The sequence below is a fragment of the Kitasatospora sp. MBT66 genome (assembly GCF_000710405.2).
Taxonomy (GTDB): domain Bacteria; phylum Actinomycetota; class Actinomycetes; order Streptomycetales; family Streptomycetaceae; genus Kitasatospora; species Kitasatospora purpeofusca.
The window spans coordinates 10479-28391 of sequence record NZ_JAIY01000016.1 but is presented as its reverse complement, the minus strand read 5'-3'; the positions used below and the strand labels follow the sequence as shown (position 1 = coordinate 28391).

The 17913-nt window shown below is 75.2% G+C and carries 14 protein-coding genes; 10 read left to right on the top strand and 4 right to left on the bottom strand.

Annotated elements, in window-relative coordinates; genetic code table 11:
• Positions 1 to 106 precede the first annotated feature (106 nt).
• From lanKC to BI06_RS36080, 4 genes are all read left to right on the top strand, one after another.
• A complete protein-coding gene (lanKC, locus tag BI06_RS36090; RefSeq protein WP_051742659.1) occupies positions 107 to 2758 on the top strand; it encodes a class III lanthionine synthetase LanKC in 2652 nt (883 codons plus the stop codon).
• A 126-nt stretch (positions 2759 to 2884) separates the two neighbouring features.
• On the top strand, positions 2885 to 3022 hold the full coding sequence (locus BI06_RS48805; protein WP_094745592.1) for a SapB/AmfS family lanthipeptide: 138 nt from the start codon (positions 2885 to 2887) through the stop codon (positions 3020 to 3022).
• A gap of 176 nt (positions 3023 to 3198) precedes the next feature.
• Positions 3199 to 5046, top strand: a complete 1848-nt coding sequence (locus tag BI06_RS36085; protein WP_082558935.1) for an ABC transporter ATP-binding protein — start codon at positions 3199 to 3201, stop codon at positions 5044 to 5046.
• 75 nt (positions 5047 to 5121) lie between these two features.
• A complete protein-coding gene (locus BI06_RS36080) occupies positions 5122 to 5952 on the top strand; it encodes a poly-gamma-glutamate hydrolase family protein (protein WP_082558934.1) in 831 nt (276 codons plus the stop codon).
• 37 nt (positions 5953 to 5989) lie between these two features.
• On the opposite strand, the gene BI06_RS47205 is transcribed toward BI06_RS36080, so the two are convergent.
• Positions 5990 to 6133 carry a hypothetical protein gene (locus BI06_RS47205; RefSeq protein WP_233290468.1) on the bottom strand — a complete coding sequence of 48 codons (144 nt, stop codon included), beginning with the start codon at positions 6131 to 6133 and terminating at the stop codon, positions 5990 to 5992.
• Between the two features lie 98 nt (positions 6134 to 6231).
• Between BI06_RS47205 and BI06_RS36075 the strand changes: the two genes are divergently transcribed.
• Positions 6232 to 6969: a prohibitin family protein gene (locus BI06_RS36075; protein WP_233290433.1), complete on the top strand. Its 738-nt coding sequence runs from the start codon at positions 6232 to 6234 to the stop codon at positions 6967 to 6969.
• A gap of 60 nt (positions 6970 to 7029) precedes the next feature.
• Here the strand turns inward: BI06_RS36075 and BI06_RS36070 are convergent, their stop codons facing one another.
• Positions 7030 to 7395 (bottom strand): darcynin family protein, encoded by a 366-nt coding sequence (locus BI06_RS36070; protein WP_043475458.1) that lies wholly within the window; start codon positions 7393 to 7395, stop codon positions 7030 to 7032.
• Complete coding sequence (locus tag BI06_RS36065; RefSeq protein WP_082558932.1) at positions 7385 to 8350, bottom strand: NAD(P)H-binding protein; 966 nt, start codon at positions 8348 to 8350, stop codon at positions 7385 to 7387. Before BI06_RS36065 ends, BI06_RS36070 begins: the two co-directional genes overlap by 11 nt.
• Before the next feature lie 109 nt (positions 8351 to 8459).
• On the opposite strand from BI06_RS36065, the gene BI06_RS36060 reads away from it, so the two are divergent.
• Complete coding sequence (locus tag BI06_RS36060) at positions 8460 to 9404, top strand: LysR family transcriptional regulator (protein WP_043475455.1); 945 nt, start codon at positions 8460 to 8462, stop codon at positions 9402 to 9404.
• A 133-nt stretch (positions 9405 to 9537) separates the two neighbouring features.
• On the opposite strand, the gene BI06_RS36055 is transcribed toward BI06_RS36060, so the two are convergent.
• Positions 9538 to 11028, bottom strand: a complete 1491-nt coding sequence (locus BI06_RS36055) for a hypothetical protein (protein WP_043475453.1) — start codon at positions 11026 to 11028, stop codon at positions 9538 to 9540.
• A gap of 322 nt (positions 11029 to 11350) precedes the next feature.
• On the opposite strand from BI06_RS36055, the gene BI06_RS36050 reads away from it, so the two are divergent.
• The 4 genes from BI06_RS36050 to katG all read left to right on the top strand — a co-directional run bounded on the left by BI06_RS36050 (position 11351) and on the right by katG (position 17820).
• Positions 11351 to 12583: a sensor histidine kinase gene (locus BI06_RS36050; RefSeq protein ID WP_082558931.1), complete on the top strand. Its 1233-nt coding sequence runs from the start codon at positions 11351 to 11353 to the stop codon at positions 12581 to 12583.
• On the top strand, positions 12580 to 13242 hold the full coding sequence (locus BI06_RS36045; RefSeq protein ID WP_043475450.1) for a response regulator transcription factor: 663 nt from the start codon (positions 12580 to 12582) through the stop codon (positions 13240 to 13242). The genes BI06_RS36050 and BI06_RS36045 overlap by 4 nt, the downstream gene beginning before the upstream one ends.
• Before the next feature lie 118 nt (positions 13243 to 13360).
• Positions 13361 to 15412 (top strand): glycosyl hydrolase, encoded by a 2052-nt coding sequence (locus BI06_RS36040; protein ID WP_233290432.1) that lies wholly within the window; start codon positions 13361 to 13363, stop codon positions 15410 to 15412.
• A 218-nt stretch (positions 15413 to 15630) separates the two neighbouring features.
• Complete coding sequence (katG, locus tag BI06_RS36035) at positions 15631 to 17820, top strand: catalase/peroxidase HPI (RefSeq protein ID WP_043475447.1); 2190 nt, start codon at positions 15631 to 15633, stop codon at positions 17818 to 17820.
• Positions 17821 to 17913 lie beyond the last annotated feature (93 nt).

Genomic DNA, 17913 nt, shown 5'->3' with positions numbered 1-17913 from the left:
GGCGCCCCGCCCCTCCGCACGCCGTGCTGCCCGCCCCGCCCGCACCACCGGCCCCGCCCGTTCCACCCGCCCCGCCCGCTCCGGCCCCGCCACGAGGAGGGTTCCGTTGGACAACCGCTACGAGGCCTACGCCTACGCCGACCCGCTCTTCTACGACTCGCCCCGGCGCTGGGGAGCGCAGGAGGAGTTCGCCGCCGTCACCCGGCCGCTGCCCGAGGGCTGGGAGCGCGGGGACCTGGAGATGTGGGCCGTGGTGCGTCCGGCGGGCGTGCGGATCCCGGACCAGGGCTGGAAGATCCACGTCTCCGCCTGCCTCGGGACCGCGGAGGAGGTGCTGGAGGCCGTCCACGCCTTCTGCCTGCGGGAGCGCGTCACCTTCAAGTTCCTGCGCGGACTGCCCATCCTCCAGGTGCAGAACTCCAAGTACGCGCCCCGCGGTTCCAGCGGGAAGTTCTGCACCCTCTACCCGGTCGACGACGCCGAGCTGCAGCGCTGCCTCGACGGGCTCGGCCCGCTGCTGGCCGGCCACCGGGGCGCGTACATCCTGAGCGACCTGCGCTGGAAGGACGGGCCGCTGTACCTGAGGTACGGCGGGTTCGCCGAACGCTACTGCCGCAACGACGCAGGGGAGCTCGTACTCGCCCTGGCCGGACCGGACGGCCGGCTCGTGCCGGACGTGCGCGGAGCCGCGTTCTCGGTGCCGCCCTGGGCACCGGTGCCGGAGTGCATCGCCGAGGCGGTCGCGGAGCGCGCCGCACCGCAGGACACCGGACTCCCGTACACCGTCGAGCGGGTCCTGCACTTCTCCAACGCCGGCGGCGTCTACCTGGCCCGCGACGGGCAGGACGGGACGCAGCTGGTGCTCAAGGAGGCCCGGCCGTTCGCCGGGCTGGACCAGCGCGGCGTCGACGCGGTGACCAGGCTGCGCAACGAGCACGCCGTCCTGGCGCGACTGGCCGGCGTGCCCGGAGTCCCCCGGGAGCACGGGCTGCTGACGGCCTGGGAGCACGAGTTCCTGGTCCAGGAGTACGTCGCCGGGCAGTCCCTCAGCGAGTGGCTGACGGCCCGCTACCCGCTGATCCACCCCGACGCCGACGAGGAGTCCGTCGCCGGGTACACCCGCGACGCCCTGGCCGTCGTCGACCAGGTGGAACGCGCTGTGGCCGCGATCCACGAGCGCGGCGTCGTCTTCGGGGACCTCCACCCGCGCAACCTGATCATCCGGCCGGACGGCGAGCTCTGCCTGATCGACTTCGAACTCGCCAGCACCGTAGACGACTTCCTGCGCCCCGCGCTGGGCGCCGCCGGCTTCACCGCCCCGCCCGGCCACACCGGGACGGACGTGGACCGGTACGCGCTGGCGGCGCTGCGGCTCTGGCTCTTCTACCCGCTGGTCCAGCTCACCGCCCTGGACGCCGACAAGGCCGGGCAGCTCGCGGACGCCGTCGAGCGCCGCTTCCCAGTGCCGCCCGGCTACACCGACGACGTCCGCCGCCAGCTCGGCCGCACCCCCGGCGACGGGCGCACGCCCCGACCGGAACTCTCCGAGGGTCGCTCCGAGACCCGCGCGCTGCTGGAGGCGCCGGTCGCCGACTGGCCGGCGATCCGCGACTCGCTCGCCGCCGGGATCGCCGCGGCCGCCACCCCCGACCGCTCCGACCGCCTGTTCCCGGGCGACGTCGCCCAGTTCACCCGGGGCGGGCTGGGTCTGGCGCACGGCGCGGCCGGTGTGCTCTACGCCCTGCACAGCACCGGGGCCGAGATCGACCCCGCACACGTGCGGTGGCTGGCCGAGGCCGCCGTCGGCCGCGGGACGTCGCCCGGCCTCTACCACGGCGGGCACGGCGTCGCGTACGTCCTGGACCTGCTGGGCGAGCGCGAACGGGCGCTGGAACTGCTGCACCGGCTGGACGGGCACCCCGCCGACGGCGATTCGGCGCCGGTACCGACGCTGTCCTCCGGCGGGCCGGGGATCGCGCTCACCCTGCTGCACTTCGCCCGCGCCACCGGCGACGAACGGTTGCTGGACGAGGCCCTGAACACGGCCGGCGCCGCCGCGAGCGCCTGGGAGAAGCACGGCGGCGGCGCGGCCGGGCTGCTGGCCGGCTCCTCCGGTGCCGCCCTCGCACTGGTCCGGCTGTACGAACACACCGGCGACCGCAGCCTGCTGGACCGCGCCGAGGCCCTGCTCGAACTCGACCTCGCCCGTTGCGTCCAGGTGAGCGACGGCACCCTCCAGGTGGTCGACCGGCGCCGGGTCCTGCCCTACATCGAGACCGGCAGTGCCGGGATCGGGATCGCCCTGGCCGCGCTGCTCCGCCACCGGCCCGCCGCCGCGCCGGCCGAACGGCAGGCGCTGATCCGCAGGGCCGCCGAGCCGGAGTTCGTGATCCAGTCGGGCCTCTTCAACGGACGGGCCGGACTCATCGGCTACCTGGCGCTGACCGGCGGGCGTGCCGACGGGGGCCCGGCGGACCGGGCCGGCGCCGGACTGCTCGACCGGCACCGGGCGCTGCTGGCGCTCCACCAGGTGCCCTACCTGGGCCGCCTGGCCTTCCCCGGCGATCAGCTGCTGCGGCTGTCCACCGACCTCGCGACCGGATCGGCCGGGGTGCTGCTGGCCCTGGGCACGGCCTTCGCGGGCACCCCGTTCCTCCCGTTCACCGGCCCGGCCGCCACCGCACCGTCGACGGTCACCGCAACGCCGGCCGCCACCGCACCGCGGGCGGTCACTGCACCGCCGGCCGCACCCCACTGACCGCACGTCCCGACCCGCCGAAGGGCCCGCCCCACCGGCACCCCGAGCGCGCCGCCGTGCGAGCGCGCCACCACAGACTCCCGGCCGACCGGCCGGGTGAACCACCGCCAAGTGAAGGAGACCATCATGGCGATCCTCGACCTCCAGACCCTGGAGCTGCCCGAGACCGAGGCGGCCCCGATCGACGACACCCTCGCCAGCACCAGCTCGCTGAGCGTCCTGAACTGCGGCACCAGCACGGTCAGCACGCTCATCTGTCTCTGACCCGCACGGCCGCCCGACGGGTGGCCCCGCGGTCCGAGCGGCCAGGCCGGGCGGGTGGTCGACCGACCACCCGCCCGGCCCCCGGGCCGCGGCGTCCGACCGACGCCGCGGCCCTCTCGCTTCCCTCCTCCCGCCGCTGCTCCCACCCGCCGATCCGCCCAGCAGAGAGGTGACCCGTGGCCGCCCAGCCCGCCGACACCGCCGCCGTCCGGCCCGCCGACACCGCTGCCGTCCGGCCCGCCGACACCGCTGCCGTCCGGCCCGCCGACACCGTCGCCGCTCCCGTGCCGCCGCAGGTCCGGCTGCGCCGCGAACTCGCCGTCCAGCCGGTCCGCCTCGCCGCCGCCCTGCTCCTCGCCGTGGTGGCCACCGTCGCGGCCCTCGCGCTCCCGCTGCTGGTCCGCCGGATCGTCGGGGACTTCTCCGCCCACCGCTCCCTCACCCCCGGCCTGCTGCTGATGGCCGCCGCCGCCCTCGTCGGCGCCGCGGCCCAGGCCCTCTCCGGCTTCCAACTCGCCCGGGTCGGCGAAGGCATGACCTACCGGCTGCGCACGACGGTGATGGCCCACGCCCTGCGCCTGCCGCTGCCGGTGGTACGGGCCCGGGGGACGGGCGAACTCGCCGCCCGCGTCACCTCCGACGCCCAACTGCTGGGCCAGGTGGTCGAGGTGGCGATGCAACTGCCGCTGGCCGCCTTCGGGGTGCTGGCGACCCTGGCGGTGATGGTGTGGATCGACTGGGTGCTCACCGCCGTCACCGTCACCGCCCTGGCCGCCCTGACCGGCCTGGTCCTGCTGATCATGCGCCGGATGCGGGCCAACGTCACCGGTCAGCAGGAGGCGGTGGGCCAGATCGCCCAGCGCTTCACCGCCAACCTGGAGGCCCTCACCACCATCAAGGCCTGCCGGGCCGAACCCCTGGCGGACCGGGTGCTGGAGCAGGACGCCGAGCAGCTGCGGGTCGTGTCGCTGACCGGCGCCCGGCTGGGCGCCCTGGTGCCGGCGGCGCTCACCCTCGGCAACCAGTTCGCCATGATCGCGGTGATCCTCACCGGCGGCGCGCGCATGGCGGCCGGGCACCTGCAAGTGGCGGAGTTCGCCGCCTTCCTGCTCTACCTGCTCCAGACCGTCCCCTCCGTGAACACCCTCGCCACCGGCTTCGGCCGCCTCCAGGCCGGACTCGCCGCCCGGGACCGCTGCAACGAACTGCTAGCCCTGCCCCGGGAGGCGGACCCGGACGACGAGGCCCGCCCCACCCCCACACCGGTGCCCGACGCCCCGGCCGTGGTCTTCCGCGGCGTCTCCTACACCCACGCCGGCACCGGGCGGCCCGCCCTGGACTCCGCCTCCTTCAGCATCCCGCGCACCGGCCTGACCGCCGTCGTCGGCCCCTCGGGCGCCGGCAAGAGCACCGCGCTCTCCCTCGTCGGCCGCTTCGTCCGGCCCGGCGCCGGATCGGTCAGCATCCTCGGCCACGACATCCGCACCTGGCCGCTGGGCTCGCTGCGGGCCCGGATGGCCTACGTCGACCAGGAGTTCACCCTCCTGGAGGCCAGCGCCCGGGAGAACCTCCAACTCGGCCGCACCGGCGCCGCCGGCGACGGCGAACTCGCCCGGGCGCTGACCACCGTCGGCCTCGCCCAGGACGTCGACCGCCTCCCGCACGGCCTGGACACCGTGCTGGGCCGCGAGTTCGACCTCTCCGGCGGCCAGCGCCAGCGGATGGCGCTGGCCCGCGCCCTCCTCACCGGCGCCGACATCGTCCTCCTCGACGAGCCCACCAGCCAGCTCGACGGCCTCAACGAGTTGCGCTTCCGCGAGATCGTCGACCAACTGGCCCGCCACAGCGCCGTCGTGGTCGTCGCCCACCGGCTCTCCACGGTCCAGCACGCCGATCACGTGATCATGATGAACCGGGGCACCGTCGTCGACGCCGCCGACCACCCCACCCTCCTCGCCCGCTGCGCCCCCTACCGCGAACTCGTCGCCGCCCAGACCGGCCAGGTGCCGGTCCGCCACGAGTAGGCGGGGGATCCCCGCCCGCAGGGACCGGCAGGGGTTTGCCGGAACCTCCCCCCTCTGTCATGATCACGATCCGTGATGAACCGTCGTACTCTGATGGCCGCGCTCGCCGCCGTGCCCGCCCTCGCCGCCGTCGGCGGCTCCGTGGTCGCCGCCACCCCGGCCCACGCCGCGGACGCCTACGCCTCCAACACGGCCCTCTACTCGGACCCGGCGCTGGTCGAGGGAGTGGACTACGGCCGCCGCTCGCGCCGGCACCTGGTCGACGACCAGAGCCCGGCGGCGCGCGCCGGAATCGTCCGCACCACCGTCATCGCCCCGCACGGCGGCGGCATCGAGGGCGGCACCTCCGAACTGTGCCTCGCCGTCGCCGGCTACCACCCGGCCGACCTCGCGCCCACCCCGGCGGCCGGACCGGTGCACGACTTCTGGATGTTCGAGGGCCTGCGTTCCTCCGGGAACAGCGCCCTGCACGTCACCTCGACCCACTGCGACGACACCGTCGCCCGCGCGATGTGCGCCGGCAGCCTCAACGTGCTCTCGCTGCACGGCTGCACCGCCGCCCAGGCCGGTCTGGAGGCCGGTGCCGCGGCCGTGCTGGTCGGCGGCCTGAACCCCACCTTCCGCCAGTACCTGATGGAGCAGTTCGCGGCGGCGGGCATCCGCGCGGTCACGGCCTCGGGCGAGGAGGAGATCGCCGGGATCTCCCCGGAGAACATTTGCAACCGCAGCCTGCTCGGCATGGGCGCCCAGCTGGAGACGACCACCGAGCTGCGCGCCGCGATGTTCGCCCCGGGCCGGAACACCAGGACCGAGCGCGCCGCCAACACCCTGCCGCTGTTCTGGGCCTTCACCAACGCCGTCCGGACGGCCGTCCAGCGCCTGGAGGCCACCCAGCCCGTGCTCTGACCCGGGGCCGCGCACAGCGGGCCGCCCGGTCCACCGCTCAGGGTGCGGCCGGGCGGCCCAGCGGCAGCAGGTACTGGATCGGCTGGTCCAGGTCGGCCAGGACCAGCAACTCGTGGACCAGGTCGTCGAAAAGCCCGCCCAGGGGCGTGGTGCCGAGGCCGTAGGCGGCGGAGGTGAGCAGCAGGTTCTGGGCGAGGTGCCCGGTCCTGGCCGGTCACCCTGGGCGGACTTCTCACCGGCGCCCTCGGGCTGCTGCTGGGGCTCACCACCTTTGTGCACGTGGTCGATCCGACCGAGGTCGGGGTGCCGACCAGTCTGGGCAAGGTGGGCACGGCCTGGCAGCCGGGGCTGCACTTCAAGTCGCCGCTGACCGACGTGACCACCTTCTCGACCCGGCCCGTCGACCTCGACCTGACCGGTGACTCGACCGTCGAGGTCCGCTCCTCCGAGGGCGGGGTGCTGTACGCCGACCTGACGGTCAAGTGGTCGATCGACCCCCAGCACACCGTCGACCTGTACAAGCTGGCCGGCAGTGCCGAGGCCGTCCAGCAGCGGCTGGTCTACCCGGACAGCCGGGAGATCGTGCGCAATGTCTTCGCCCGCCACACCAGCGTCGAGGGCTACAGCTCGCAGCGCGAGGCGATCAGCTCGGAGATCGACAAGCTGATCACCGCCCGGCTGGCCCCGCGCGGCATCCTCGTCAACGGGGTCAACCTGCGCAACGTGCGGCCGAGCGACGGCCTGCAGAAGGCCATCGACCAGAAGATCCAGCAGGACCAGGCCACCGCCCAGGCGGAGGCGTCCGTGCGCACGGCCAAGGCCGAGGCGGAGAAGCGCAAGATCGAGGCGGACAGCACCGCCGCCGCGAACGCCGCGATCGCCGGCTCGCTGACCGACAAGATCCTGCTGAGCCAGTGCATCGAGGCCTTCAAGGCCGCCGCCGAGAAGAACCCCGTGTACGCCAGCCCCTGCGGCTCCAGCGGCACGCCGGTCATCGTCGACGGTACCAAGCGCTGAGACCGGATCCCGGTCCGCCCCTCCCCGACGCGTCTGCGGGGGAGGGGCGGTGACGGATCGTCAGACGGTGACGGTGGCGACCGGGTCCAGACCGTAGGTGTGGGCGTAGCCGTTCTCGGTGCCCACGAGCAGCTCGACGACGTCGAACCAGCGGTCCCAGAACGGGGTTTCGCGCAGCGCGTCGACCAGCAGCCGGTAGGCGTCGTGGTCGTCCGCCTCCCAGACCCAGATGTCGGTCACCCGCGCCGAGTAGAACTCCGTGTCGTAGAAGCGCGAGCGGACGCCGCGGGCGCGGGCCTCGATCACCGGGAGGACCTGGGTGGTGAAGGCGTGGACGCGCTCGCCCACACTCATCCCCAGCCACTCGGGCGTGGTCTTGACCAGCATGAACGCGGTGACGGGCGGTGCGGTCGGGTCAGTGGGCATCGACGGCCTCCGGGGTGGTGACGGCGGTGGGGGTGGTGACGGCGGCTGGGGCGGCTGGGGCGGCGAGCACGGCGGGCCTCAGTGTCTCGGCGCACCACCGCGCGAACTCCGTGGCCGGGACCGCCGGCCGCGACGGGCGCCCGGCACCCGCGTCCAGGCCCAGGTCCTTGGCGCGCTTCATCCCGACGACGCCCTCCGCGAATTCCGGGTGCAGGCCGTACCCGAGCAGCTCGGAGCGCAGGTCGTCCAGCGACCGGCGCCGGTAGCGGACCGGGCGGCCGAGCTGCTCGGTCATGATCCGGGCCAGGTCCTCCGGCGAGAGGTCCTGCGGGCCGAGCACCGGGACGCTGTCGACGCCGCTCCAGGAGCGGTCCAGCAGCAGCCCGGCCGCCGTCGCGGCGATGTCGGCGACGGCCACCAGCGGGGCGCGGCGGTCGGCGGCGACGGTGTCGGTGAAGACGCCCTCGGCGCGGATCGAGCCGGCCTCCTCCAGCAGGTTCTCGAAGAAGGAGGGGCAGGCCAGGGCACGGTAGGCGACGCCGGAGCCGGCGATCAGGTCGTCCATGGCGAGGGAGGCGGTGACCAGTCCGGCCCGGGTCGCCTGCGCGGTGCCGCGGCCGAGCGCCGACACCCCGACGACGCGGTCGACGCCGTGGGCGGCGAACGCCCGGGCGGCGGGGCGGGTGAAGCCGCTCCACCCGTCCTCGGGCGCGGCCGAGGCGTCCGGCGGGACCAGCCAGAACACGGCGTCGGCGCCGGCGAACGCGCGCTCGACGGTCGCGGCGTCGCCGTGCGAGCCGGTGACCACCTCGACCCGGTCGCGGACGGCCTCGGGCAGCCGGGCCGGATCGCGGACCACGACCCGCAGTTCCTCCCCGTGCGCGGGCGCGGCCTCGACCAGGAGGGACAGCAGCCGGCGGCCGATGTTCCCGGTGGGAGCGGTGATGACGATCATGAAAACCTCACGGTCTCGGTCGGATCAGCGGTGCCCCCTCATCGTGCGGACGGCGACCTTGTTGCCACAATGGGAACTTCAGCATCCAATCCTTGCCCAGAACGGAACAATGCCGGTGAGCAGCCCGGATCCGAACCTCGACGCCAATCTCGCGGTCGCCCTCGACGCCCTGCTCACCGAGCAGAGCGTCACCCGTGCCGCCGCGCGGCTGCACACGTCCCCCGCGGCGATGAGCCGCACCCTGGCCCGGCTGCGCCGGGTCCTCCAGGACCCGCTGCTGGTCCGGGCCGGCCAGGCGATGGTGCCCACGCCCCGCGCCGAGGAACTGCGGGAGGAGGCCGCCGCGGTGGTGCGCCGGCTGGAGGCGCTGCTCACCCCGAGCGGCGGGGTCGACCCCGCCGCGCTGCGGCGCACCTTCACCGTCCAGGCCGCGGACCTGGTCGGCGCGGCCCTGGCGCCCGGTCTGCTCGCGCTGGCCCGCCGCCGGGCACCGGGCGTCTCGCTGCGGGTACTGGCCGAGGACTTCGAGGCGGGACCGGCGCTGCGCGAGGGCCGGATCGACCTGGAGATCGGGGCGATCGACCACGTCGACCCGGAGACCCTGGTGGAGGAGCTGGCCACGGTGCGGATGGCGGCCGCGGTCAGGGCCGGCCACCCGCTCGCCGACGGGCCGCTGACACCGGACCGGCTGGCCGCCGCCGAGCACGTGGTGGTCAGCCGCCGCGGCCGCTTCACCGGTCCGCTGGACGCGGCTCTCGCCGAACGGGGGCTCAGCCGCCGGGTGAGCGCCGTCCTGCCCGGGCATCTGGCGGCGATGGCCCTGGCCGCCACCGGCGACGTGGTCTGCCTGGTGCCGGTCGCGCTGCCGGGCGAGCCGCCGTCACCGCTCTCCGGCGCGGCGCAGACGCTGGGCCTGCGGCTGCTGGAGATCCCGCTCGAACTGCCGCCGCTGACGATCGGGATGGCCTGGCACCCGCGCCACGCCGCCGACGGCGGCCACCAGTGGCTGCGCGCCGCCGTACGGCGGGTGCTGCGCCCGGCCCCGGCGGGGTGAGCCCGGGCCTCGGAGGGGAGCGCCGGGCCTCGGCACGCACAACCGCAGGTACGGCACCGCGGTGTCGCGGTGCCGTACGTGCGTCGGCCGGAGGCACCGCCCCCTCAGTGCCCGCGGCCTCAGTGCCGCCCCCTCAGTGCCCGCCGCCCGGCGTCCGGACGGTGAGGCTGCCGTACACCGACAGCGCGCCGGCCAGGTCGCCGGGCCGGTCGCGCAGGGTGGCGTCCAGGAAGGCGAGGGTGGCCCCGGCGACGACACGCGGGCTGCGGGTCCGGCCCAGCGAGCCGACGATCGCAGGCACCGGCGGCAGGTACAGCGGCCCGTCCATGAAGCTGAGGTGCGCCGCTCCGGGGACGGTGAGCCGGTAGCCGGTCGCGGTGCTGGCCGCGAGCGCCTCGGTCAGCCGGGGCAGGTAGCGCGCGTCGGTCGCCCCGGTGAGGGCCTGGGTCATCGCGAGCGCCGGCCGGTCGAGGGCGGGCGAGGCCGGGCCGTGCGGGAAGCCGTCCAGATCGACCACGGCGCGGAACCGGTGGTCCTGCCGGGCCGCCTGGAACGCGGCGGCGCCCCCCATCGAGTGGCCGGTCACGGCGGCCCGGCCGGTGTCCAGCCGCCCGGTCAGCGGGTCACCGCTCCCGGCCCGGTCCAGGCCCTCCAGCTGGGTGAGGACGAAGCCGAGGTCGGCGGCCCGGACCGCAGTCCAGCCGGCCGCCAGCTGCTCGTCCTGGTCCGCGTCGCCGGAGGAGGAGGTCTCGGTGGTGACCGTCCGGCCGTCGGCGAGGACCACGGCGGCGGAGTCGTACGGGTGGTCGAGGGCGGCCACCAGGTAGCCGTGGCTGGCGAGTTCCTCCGCCCAGGCGGTGTTCTGGGTGCGCACCCCGCCCGAGCCGGGCGAGAACAGCACGACCGGGAACCGTCCGCCGTCCCCGGCCACCGGGGCGTCGAAGACCGAACGGCTGCGGGCGTGCGGGACACCGTCGACCAGGAAGTCCGGCAGGCCGACGCCCCGGGCGAGGGCGGCGGAGACGGTGCGCGCCTCGTCCTCGGTGCGTCCGAGGTACTGGGCCCGCGGCGTACCGGCGGGGCTCTGCTGCGCGGGGTACCAGAGCTGGACCACGACCGTGCGCCGGTCGTCCGGGTCGGGGGTGAAGGTCTCCGGCCGCTGCCGGTCGGTCCACTGCAGCACCCGGGTGCCGACCGCGAACTCGCCCGTGGGCTCGGGGAACACGGGGACGGGGAAGGCCCAGGCGGACACCGGCCCGGCGGCGATCAGCCCGGCGCAGGCCAGCGACCCCGGCAGCGCCAGCCACCAGCGGGCCCGCCACGCCGGCCGGCCGGTCCGGCGCCGCCGCAGCGGGGCGAGGGCGAACGGCAGCACGAGGGCGGCGCCGGCCAGGACCGGCAGCAGCTGCCAGCGCAGCCCGGTCACCCCCAGCACGAGCACGGACAGGACGAGCAGCGCGCCCGCCACGACCGTGGTGCGCGGGCGGGCGGCCGGGGGCAGCCAGCGCGCCACCACCAGCGCGAGGGCACTCAGCAGGGCAAGGATTTCCAGGGGGGACATGAACAGTCCCGTGATGATCTCGGTCACGGGCCCATCGTCGGCGCCGGGCCCCCGCCGCCACATCGCCCCCGGGTCGCCGCCCGGTCCGACCGGGGACGGGCACCGCGACCGTTCCCGCTGCGACCCGGGTGGCAGGCGAACACGCCGGATCGGCGGCCGCGTTGCGACCGGGGGAGGTGTCCGTCTCCTCCTCCGGTCGTACACCGCCGCGGACGCCGTCCGACGGTGGACCCATGCGCCCGGCGGGCCGGTGGCCTACCGTGACAGGGCCGCGGGACGAGCCGGGCGGCGCGCCGGGTGCGGTCCCCGTACCCGCGGCGGGTCCGGCGGCCCCCGGTGCCGGCCCGACCGGGCCACCACGACACCGGATCGACAGGGACATGTGATGACCGAGGCCGCCGCGGAACCCGGCAGGGCCCACCGGCCGGGGGCAGGCCGCCTGGAACGGGCGGTGGCGGCCGCCGCCCGCCGGATCCCCCGCCTGCCGGCCCAGGTGTGGGACTCGCTGCTGCCGGCGCTCCTCCTCCTCAACGCCGCGACCACGCCCGCGCCGCGCGAACCGGTGCTGACCGTGGCCCTCACCGCCGCCCTCGCGCTGCCCCTGCTGTGGCGCCGCCGCGCCCCGCTCGCGGTGTTCGGCGCGGTGGTGGCCGCAGCCCTGGTCCAGTGGCTGCTGGACATCCAACTCCCGGCGGACATCGCCGTGCTGGTGGCCCTCTACACCTTGGCCGCCCACTCGGCCCGGCGCACCACCCTGGTCGCCGGTGCCGTGGTGGAGGCCGGGGTCCTGCTGGCCTGCCTGCGCTGGGCACCGGACGGCGCGTTCCTCACCCCGTTCGTCGCGGTCACCGCGATGACCGCGGCCGCCGCCGTCCTCGGCATGAACGTACGGACCACCCGCGCCTACCTCGCGGCCGTGGAGGAACGGGCCGCGCACCTGGAACGGGAGCAGGAGCAGCAGGCACGACTGGCCGTCGCCGAGGAAAGGGCCCGGATCACCCGGGAGATGCACGACATCGTCACCCACAACCTGTCCGTCATGGTCGCGCTCGCCGACGCCGCCGGCTACGCGCGGCAGCGGTCGCCCGACCGGGCCGACGCCGCGATGCGGCAGATCTCCGAGACCGGCCGGCAGGCCCTGACCGACATGCGGCGCTCGCTGGGCGTCCTGCGGGCCGACGAACCGGACGCGGAACGCCACCCGCTGCCCGGCATCGCCCAACTCGACGCCCTCGCCGAGCAGATGTCCGCCGCCGGCCTGCCGACCGGGCTGGAGGTCGAGGGCGGCCACGACCACCTGCCCGCCACCGCGCAGCTCACCGTCTACCGCCTGGTACAGGAAGCCTTGACCAACGCCCTCAAACACACCCCCGCCGGCACCCGCGCGACGGTCCGGATCCGGTGCTCCGCCGGCACCGTCACCGTGGACGTCGCCGACACCGGCCCCCGCCCGGCGACCTCCGCCGCCACACCCTCGTCCTCCGGCCACGGCATCCCCGGCATGCGCGAACGCGCGGCCGCCTACGGGGGGACCCTGCGGGCCGGACCGCTCCCGGGCGGCGGCTGGGGCGTCCGCACCCGCCTGCTGCTCGACAGCGCCGGGGCGGTGTCCGCATGACGATCCGGATCCTGATCGCCGACGACGAGGCCCTGCTCCGGATGGCCTTCGGCACCGTCCTGGACGCCCAGCCCGACATGGCCACGGTCGGCGAGGCCGCGGACGGGGCGCAGGCCGTCCGCCTCGCCCGGGAGCTGCGCCCCGACGTCGTCCTGATGGACGTCCGGATGCCCGGGACCGACGGGATCGAGGCGACCCGCGAGGTCGTCCGGGTCTCCCCGCGGAGCAGGGTGCTGATCCTCACCACCTTCGACCTGGACGAGTACGCCTTCGCCGGGCTGCACGCCGGGGCCTCGGGCTTCCTGCTGAAGAACACCAGGCCGGAGGAGCTGCTCACGGCGATCCGGAGCGTGGCCGCGGGCGACGCGGTGGTCTCGCCGCGGATCACCCGGCGCCTGCTGGAGACCCTCCGCCCGCACATCCCCGACGGCCGCGGCGGCACGCGCGACGACCGGCTGGGACGGCTCAGCGCCCGGGAGCGCGAGGTGCTCGTCGAGGTGGGCCGAGGGCTGTCCAACGCCGAGATCGCGGCCACCCTGTACCTCGCGGAGGCGACCGTGAAGTCCCATCTGGGGCGGGTGCTGCACAAGCTCGAACTCCGCGACCGGATCCAGGCCGTGGTCTTCGCCCACGAGAACCGCCTGGTCCACCCGGGGTGATGCCCCCACCGGCCCTGCCGCCCGCCGACCGACCGTCGTCCGAGCGGACGGACACGCCCTAGTGTGATCATCGGCAGGACGGATGCTCCTGCCGTGCCGAGAGCAACGGGGGGTGCTGATGAGGCTGCGTCGACGATCCGTCGCGGTCCTGGTCGCGGTGGCGAGCATGCTGGGCGGCGGGAGCGCCGCCGCGCCGACGGCGGTGGCGGCCGTGCAACCTGAGGCCGTCCGACCGACCGCCGTCGTCCAACCGGCGGACCCGGGGGCGGGCCCGCAGGCGCGAGCGGTGCTGGACTGGCTCGCGCAGCTGCCCGACCGGGGGCTGCGGAACCGGACGGCGTCCGGATTCTTCGCTGGGTACAGCGGCAGCGCCGCGCCCGGGTCGGGCAAGGACTTCGCCACCCAGTACCGGGACGTCACCGAACTGGCCGACCGGACGGGCCGGTTCCCGGCGGTGCTGGCCTGCGACTACGCGAGCGGCTGGAACGCCGACGGGGTGCCGACCGCGATCGACTCGGGCTGCGACACCGAGATGATCGACCACGCCGGTCGCGGTGGACTGGTCTCGGTGAGCGTCCACCTGCCGAACCCGGTGGCGGGGGCCGCCTGGCGGACTCCGCTGCCGCAGCCGGCCTTCCGTCAGCTGTCCGACCCGGCCACCGCCGCCGGCCGGGCCTGGCGGGCCGAACTCGACGACATCGCGGCGGGGTTGCGGCGGCTGTCCGACGCCGGGGTGCCGGTGCTGTTCCGCCCGTTCCACGAGATGAACGGCGACTGGTTCTGGTGGGGCCACCAGGACCCGGCCGACTTCGCGGCGCTGTGGCGCGGCACCTACGACTACCTCACCACGGCCAAGGGCCTGCACAACCTGCTGTGGACGTACGCGCCGAACTGCGGCTCCGCGGATCCCACCGCCTACTGGGTCGGCCGCGCCTACGCCGACGTGGTCGGGCTGGACTGCTACACCGCCGACCCGTCGGCGATCACCGGCTACGAGAAGCTGGTCGAGCTCGGCAAGCCGTTCGCCTTCACCGAGATCGGCCCGGGCTCGGGCGCGGGCGGGACCTTCGACTACGCGCTGTGGGTGAAGGCGCTGCACGAGCGCTTCCCGCGCACCTCCTATTTCCTGGCCTGGAACAACGAGTGGAGCCCGGCCCGGAACGTCAACGGCGCCGTGCTGATGAACGACCCGTGGACGGTGAACCGGGGCGGGGTCGACCTCGCCGCCGCCCCGGCGGAGGACCCGCCGGTGGCCTACCAGGACTTCGAGACCGGCATCCAGGGCTGGAGCGGCTGGCACCTCGCGGCCGGCCCGTGGCAGGTCACGGAGTGGTCCGCGCGCGGCAGCGGCTCGCTCAAGGCCGACGTGGACCTCGGCACCGGCGCCGCCTACCTCAACAAGGTCGGCCCGCTCGACCTCTCCGGGGACACCGTGCTCAGCGTCGACGCCCGGACCGCGCCCTGGGGCGACCAGGCGGGCGGCACCCGCGCCAAGCTCTATGTGCGCACCGGCAGCGGCGACGCCTCCGGCTGGACCTGGACCGACTCGGGCGCCGTCACCGTCGACACCAAGCCGACCCGGCTGGTCCTCGACCTGACCAGGGTCCCGGACCGGGCCCACGTCCGCGAGATCGGCGTCGAGTTCGCCCCGGCGGCCGGGGCGAGCGGCCGCTCCGCGGTCTACCTGGACGACATGCGGCGCGGCGGCCTGCTGGCCGGCTTCGAGAACGGCACCGAGGGCTGGTCCGGCTCCGGCGCGGCGGCCGGACCCTGGGCGGTCGCCGACGAGGGCGCGGCCGAGGGCCGCAGCGCGCTCAAGGCCGACGTCGAGCCCGAGCGGGGCGCCGTCCGGCTCCGGCGGACGGACCCCGTCGACCTGACCGGTGCCACCGTGCTCACCGTCGCCGCCGGCACCGCGCCCTGGGGGCAGCAGGCGGGCGGCACCACCGCCAGTCTGTATGTGCGCACCGGCACCGGCGACGCCTCCGGCTGGACCTGGACCGCGAGCCCCGCCGTCACGGTCGGCCCGGACGGGCGGACCCTGCGGCTCGACCTGGCCGGGGTGCCCGACCCCGCCCACGTCCGGGAGATCGGCGTGGTCTTCACCCCCGCCCCGGGCGCCGCCGGCCGCACCGCCGTCTACCTCGACGCCCTGCGGAGGTGGAGCTGATCCGGACGGCCCTGCTGCCGCCCGACCCGGCCCGATCCCCGGGAGCGGACGCCCCGGTCCCCGCCACCGCGCGGGGGCCGGGGCGGCCGGCGTCCGGCCGCGCGCCGCGTCCGTCCCGGCGGCCGGAGGCGCCCCGCGTGTTCTGCCCGCCGTACGGTCCCGGGTGCGGGACCATACGGGCGAAAGGGCAGAAAACGACTAAGGACGAAGGGGCGGACGTGTCCGGCAGCGAGAGTGAGAACCCAGCAATTCCTTCCCCCACCCCCAAGGCGACCGGGCCCAGGACCAACCGTGACTGGTGGCCCGAGCAACTGGACCTCCAGGTCCTGCACCGGCACTCGCCCCTCTCCAACCCGATGGACGAGGACTTCGACTACGCCGCGGAGTTCGCCACCCTCGACGTCGAGGCGCTGAAGCGGGACGTCGTCGCGCTGATGACCGACTCCCAGGACTGGTGGCCCGCCGACTACGGCCACTACGGCCCGCTGTTCATCCGGATGAGCTGGCACGCCGCCGGCACCTACCGGATCGCGGACGGCCGGGGCGGCGGCGGCAGCGGTGCCCAGCGCTTCGCGCCGCTCAACAGCTGGCCGGACAACGCCAGTCTGGACAAGGCCCGGCGGCTGCTCTGGCCGGTCAAGCAGAAGTACGGCCGGAAGATCTCCTGGGCCGACCTGCTGGTGTTCACCGGCAACTGCGCCATGGAGTCGATGGGGTTCCGGACCTTCGGCTTCGGCTTCGGCCGCGAGGACATCTGGGAGCCGGAGGAGATCTTCTGGGGCTCCGAGGACACCTGGCTCGGCGACGAGCGCTACACCGGTGACCGCGAGCTGGCCAATCCGCTCGGCGCCGTGCAGATGGGCCTGATCTACGTCAACCCGGAGGGCCCCAACGGCAATCCGGACCCGCGCGCCGCCGCCGTCGACATCCGGGAGACCTTCGCGCGGATGGCGATGAACGACGAGGAGACGGTCGCGCTCATCGTCGGCGGCCACACCTTCGGCAAGTGCCACGGCGCCGTGGACCCGTCCTGCATCGGCCCGGAGCCCGAGGGCGCCCCGATCGAGCAGCAGGGCCTGGGCTGGCGCAACACCTGCGGCAGCGGCTCCGGCGCCGACGCCATCACCAGCGGGCTCGAGGGCGCCTGGACCACCGAGCCGACCCGGTGGGACAACGGCTACCTGGACAACCTGTTCCGCTACGACTGGGAGCTCACCACCAGCCCGGCCGGGGCCAAGCAGTGGAAGCCCACCGACCCGGCGGCCGCGACCGCCGTGCCGGACGCGCACAACCCCGCGAAGCGGCACGCCCCGATGATGCTGACCACGGACCTCGCGCTGCGCCAGGACCCGGTCTACGAGGCGATCTGCCGGCGCTTCCACGAGCACCCCGACCAGCTCGCCGAGGCCTTCGCCAAGGCCTGGTACAAGCTGCTGCACCGCGACATGGGCCCGGTGTCCCGCTACCTCGGACCGTGGGTGCCCGAGGCGCAGCTGTGGCAGGACCCGGTCCCCGCCGCCGACCACGAGCCGGTCACGGACGAGGACGTCGCCGACCTCAAGAAGCGGATCGACGACTCCGGCCTGGGCATCCCCCAGCTGGTCGCGACCGCGTGGGCGTCGGCCGCCGCCTACCGCGGCACCGACATGCGCGGCGGCGCCAACGGCGCCCGGATCCGGCTCGCGCCGCAGAAGGACTGGGAGGTCAACAACCTCCCCGAGGTGGCCGACACGGTCCGGCGGCTGGAGGAGGTCCGGCAGGACTTCAACGCGGCGCAGAGCGGCGCCCGGCGGATCTCGCTCGCCGACCTCATCGTGCTGGGCGGCGGTGCGGCGGTCGAGCGGGCCGCGCACGCCGCCGGGCACGCCGTGACGGTCCCGTTCGCCCCGGGGCGCACCGACGCCTCGCAGGAGCAGACGGACGTGGAGGCCTTCGCCGTGCTCGAACCGAGGGCGGACGGGTTCCGGAACTACCTGCGGGCCGACGAGAAGCTGTCGCCGGAGACCCTGCTGCTCGACCGGGCCGACCTGCTGACGCTGACCGCGCCGGAGATGACCGTCCTGCTCGGCGGGATGCGGGCGTTGAACGCCGGCTTCCGGGGCTCCCCGCACGGCGTCCTCACCCACCGGCCGGAGGCGCTGACCACGGACTTCTTCGTCAATCTGCTCGACTCGGGGACGGAGTGGAAGCCCTCGGCCTCGGAGGCGAACGTCTTCGAGGGGCGGGACCGGGCCACCGGCGCGGTGAAGTGGACGGCCACCGCCGTCGACCTCGTCTTCGGCTCGCACTCCCAGCTGCGCGCGCTGGCCGAGGTCTACGGCTCCGGGGACGCGGACGGGAAGTTCGTCCGGGACTTCGTGGCGGCGTGGACCAAGGTGATGAACCTGGACCGGTTCGACCTGCGCTGAGCGACCTGCGCTGAGCGACCGCTCTGCCGCGCGGCGGTGCCCCGGCAGGCCCGCACGGGCCGCCCGGGGCACCGCCGCCCGGCGGCGGGCACA

What these genes read in the sequence shown, in the direction of transcription:
- BI06_RS48805 (WP_094745592.1), top strand. Translation starts at nt 2,885, where the DNA reads ATGGCGATCCTCGACCTCCAGACCCTGGAGCTGCCCGAGACCGAGGCG.
- BI06_RS36080 (WP_082558934.1), top strand. Translation starts at nt 5,122, where the DNA reads ATGAACCGTCGTACTCTGATGGCCGCGCTCGCCGCCGTGCCCGCCCTC.
- BI06_RS36070 (WP_043475458.1), bottom strand. Translation starts at nt 7,395, where the DNA reads ATGCCCACTGACCCGACCGCACCGCCCGTCACCGCGTTCATGCTGGTC.
- BI06_RS36065 (WP_082558932.1), bottom strand. Translation starts at nt 8,350, where the DNA reads ATGATCGTCATCACCGCTCCCACCGGGAACATCGGCCGCCGGCTGCTG.
- BI06_RS36060 (WP_043475455.1), top strand. Translation starts at nt 8,460, where the DNA reads ATGCCGGTGAGCAGCCCGGATCCGAACCTCGACGCCAATCTCGCGGTC.
- BI06_RS36055 (WP_043475453.1), bottom strand. Translation starts at nt 11,028, where the DNA reads ATGTGGCGGCGGGGGCCCGGCGCCGACGATGGGCCCGTGACCGAGATC.
- BI06_RS36050 (WP_082558931.1), top strand. Translation starts at nt 11,351, where the DNA reads ATGACCGAGGCCGCCGCGGAACCCGGCAGGGCCCACCGGCCGGGGGCA.
- BI06_RS36045 (WP_043475450.1), top strand. Translation starts at nt 12,580, where the DNA reads ATGACGATCCGGATCCTGATCGCCGACGACGAGGCCCTGCTCCGGATG.
- BI06_RS36040 (WP_233290432.1), top strand. Translation starts at nt 13,361, where the DNA reads ATGAGGCTGCGTCGACGATCCGTCGCGGTCCTGGTCGCGGTGGCGAGC.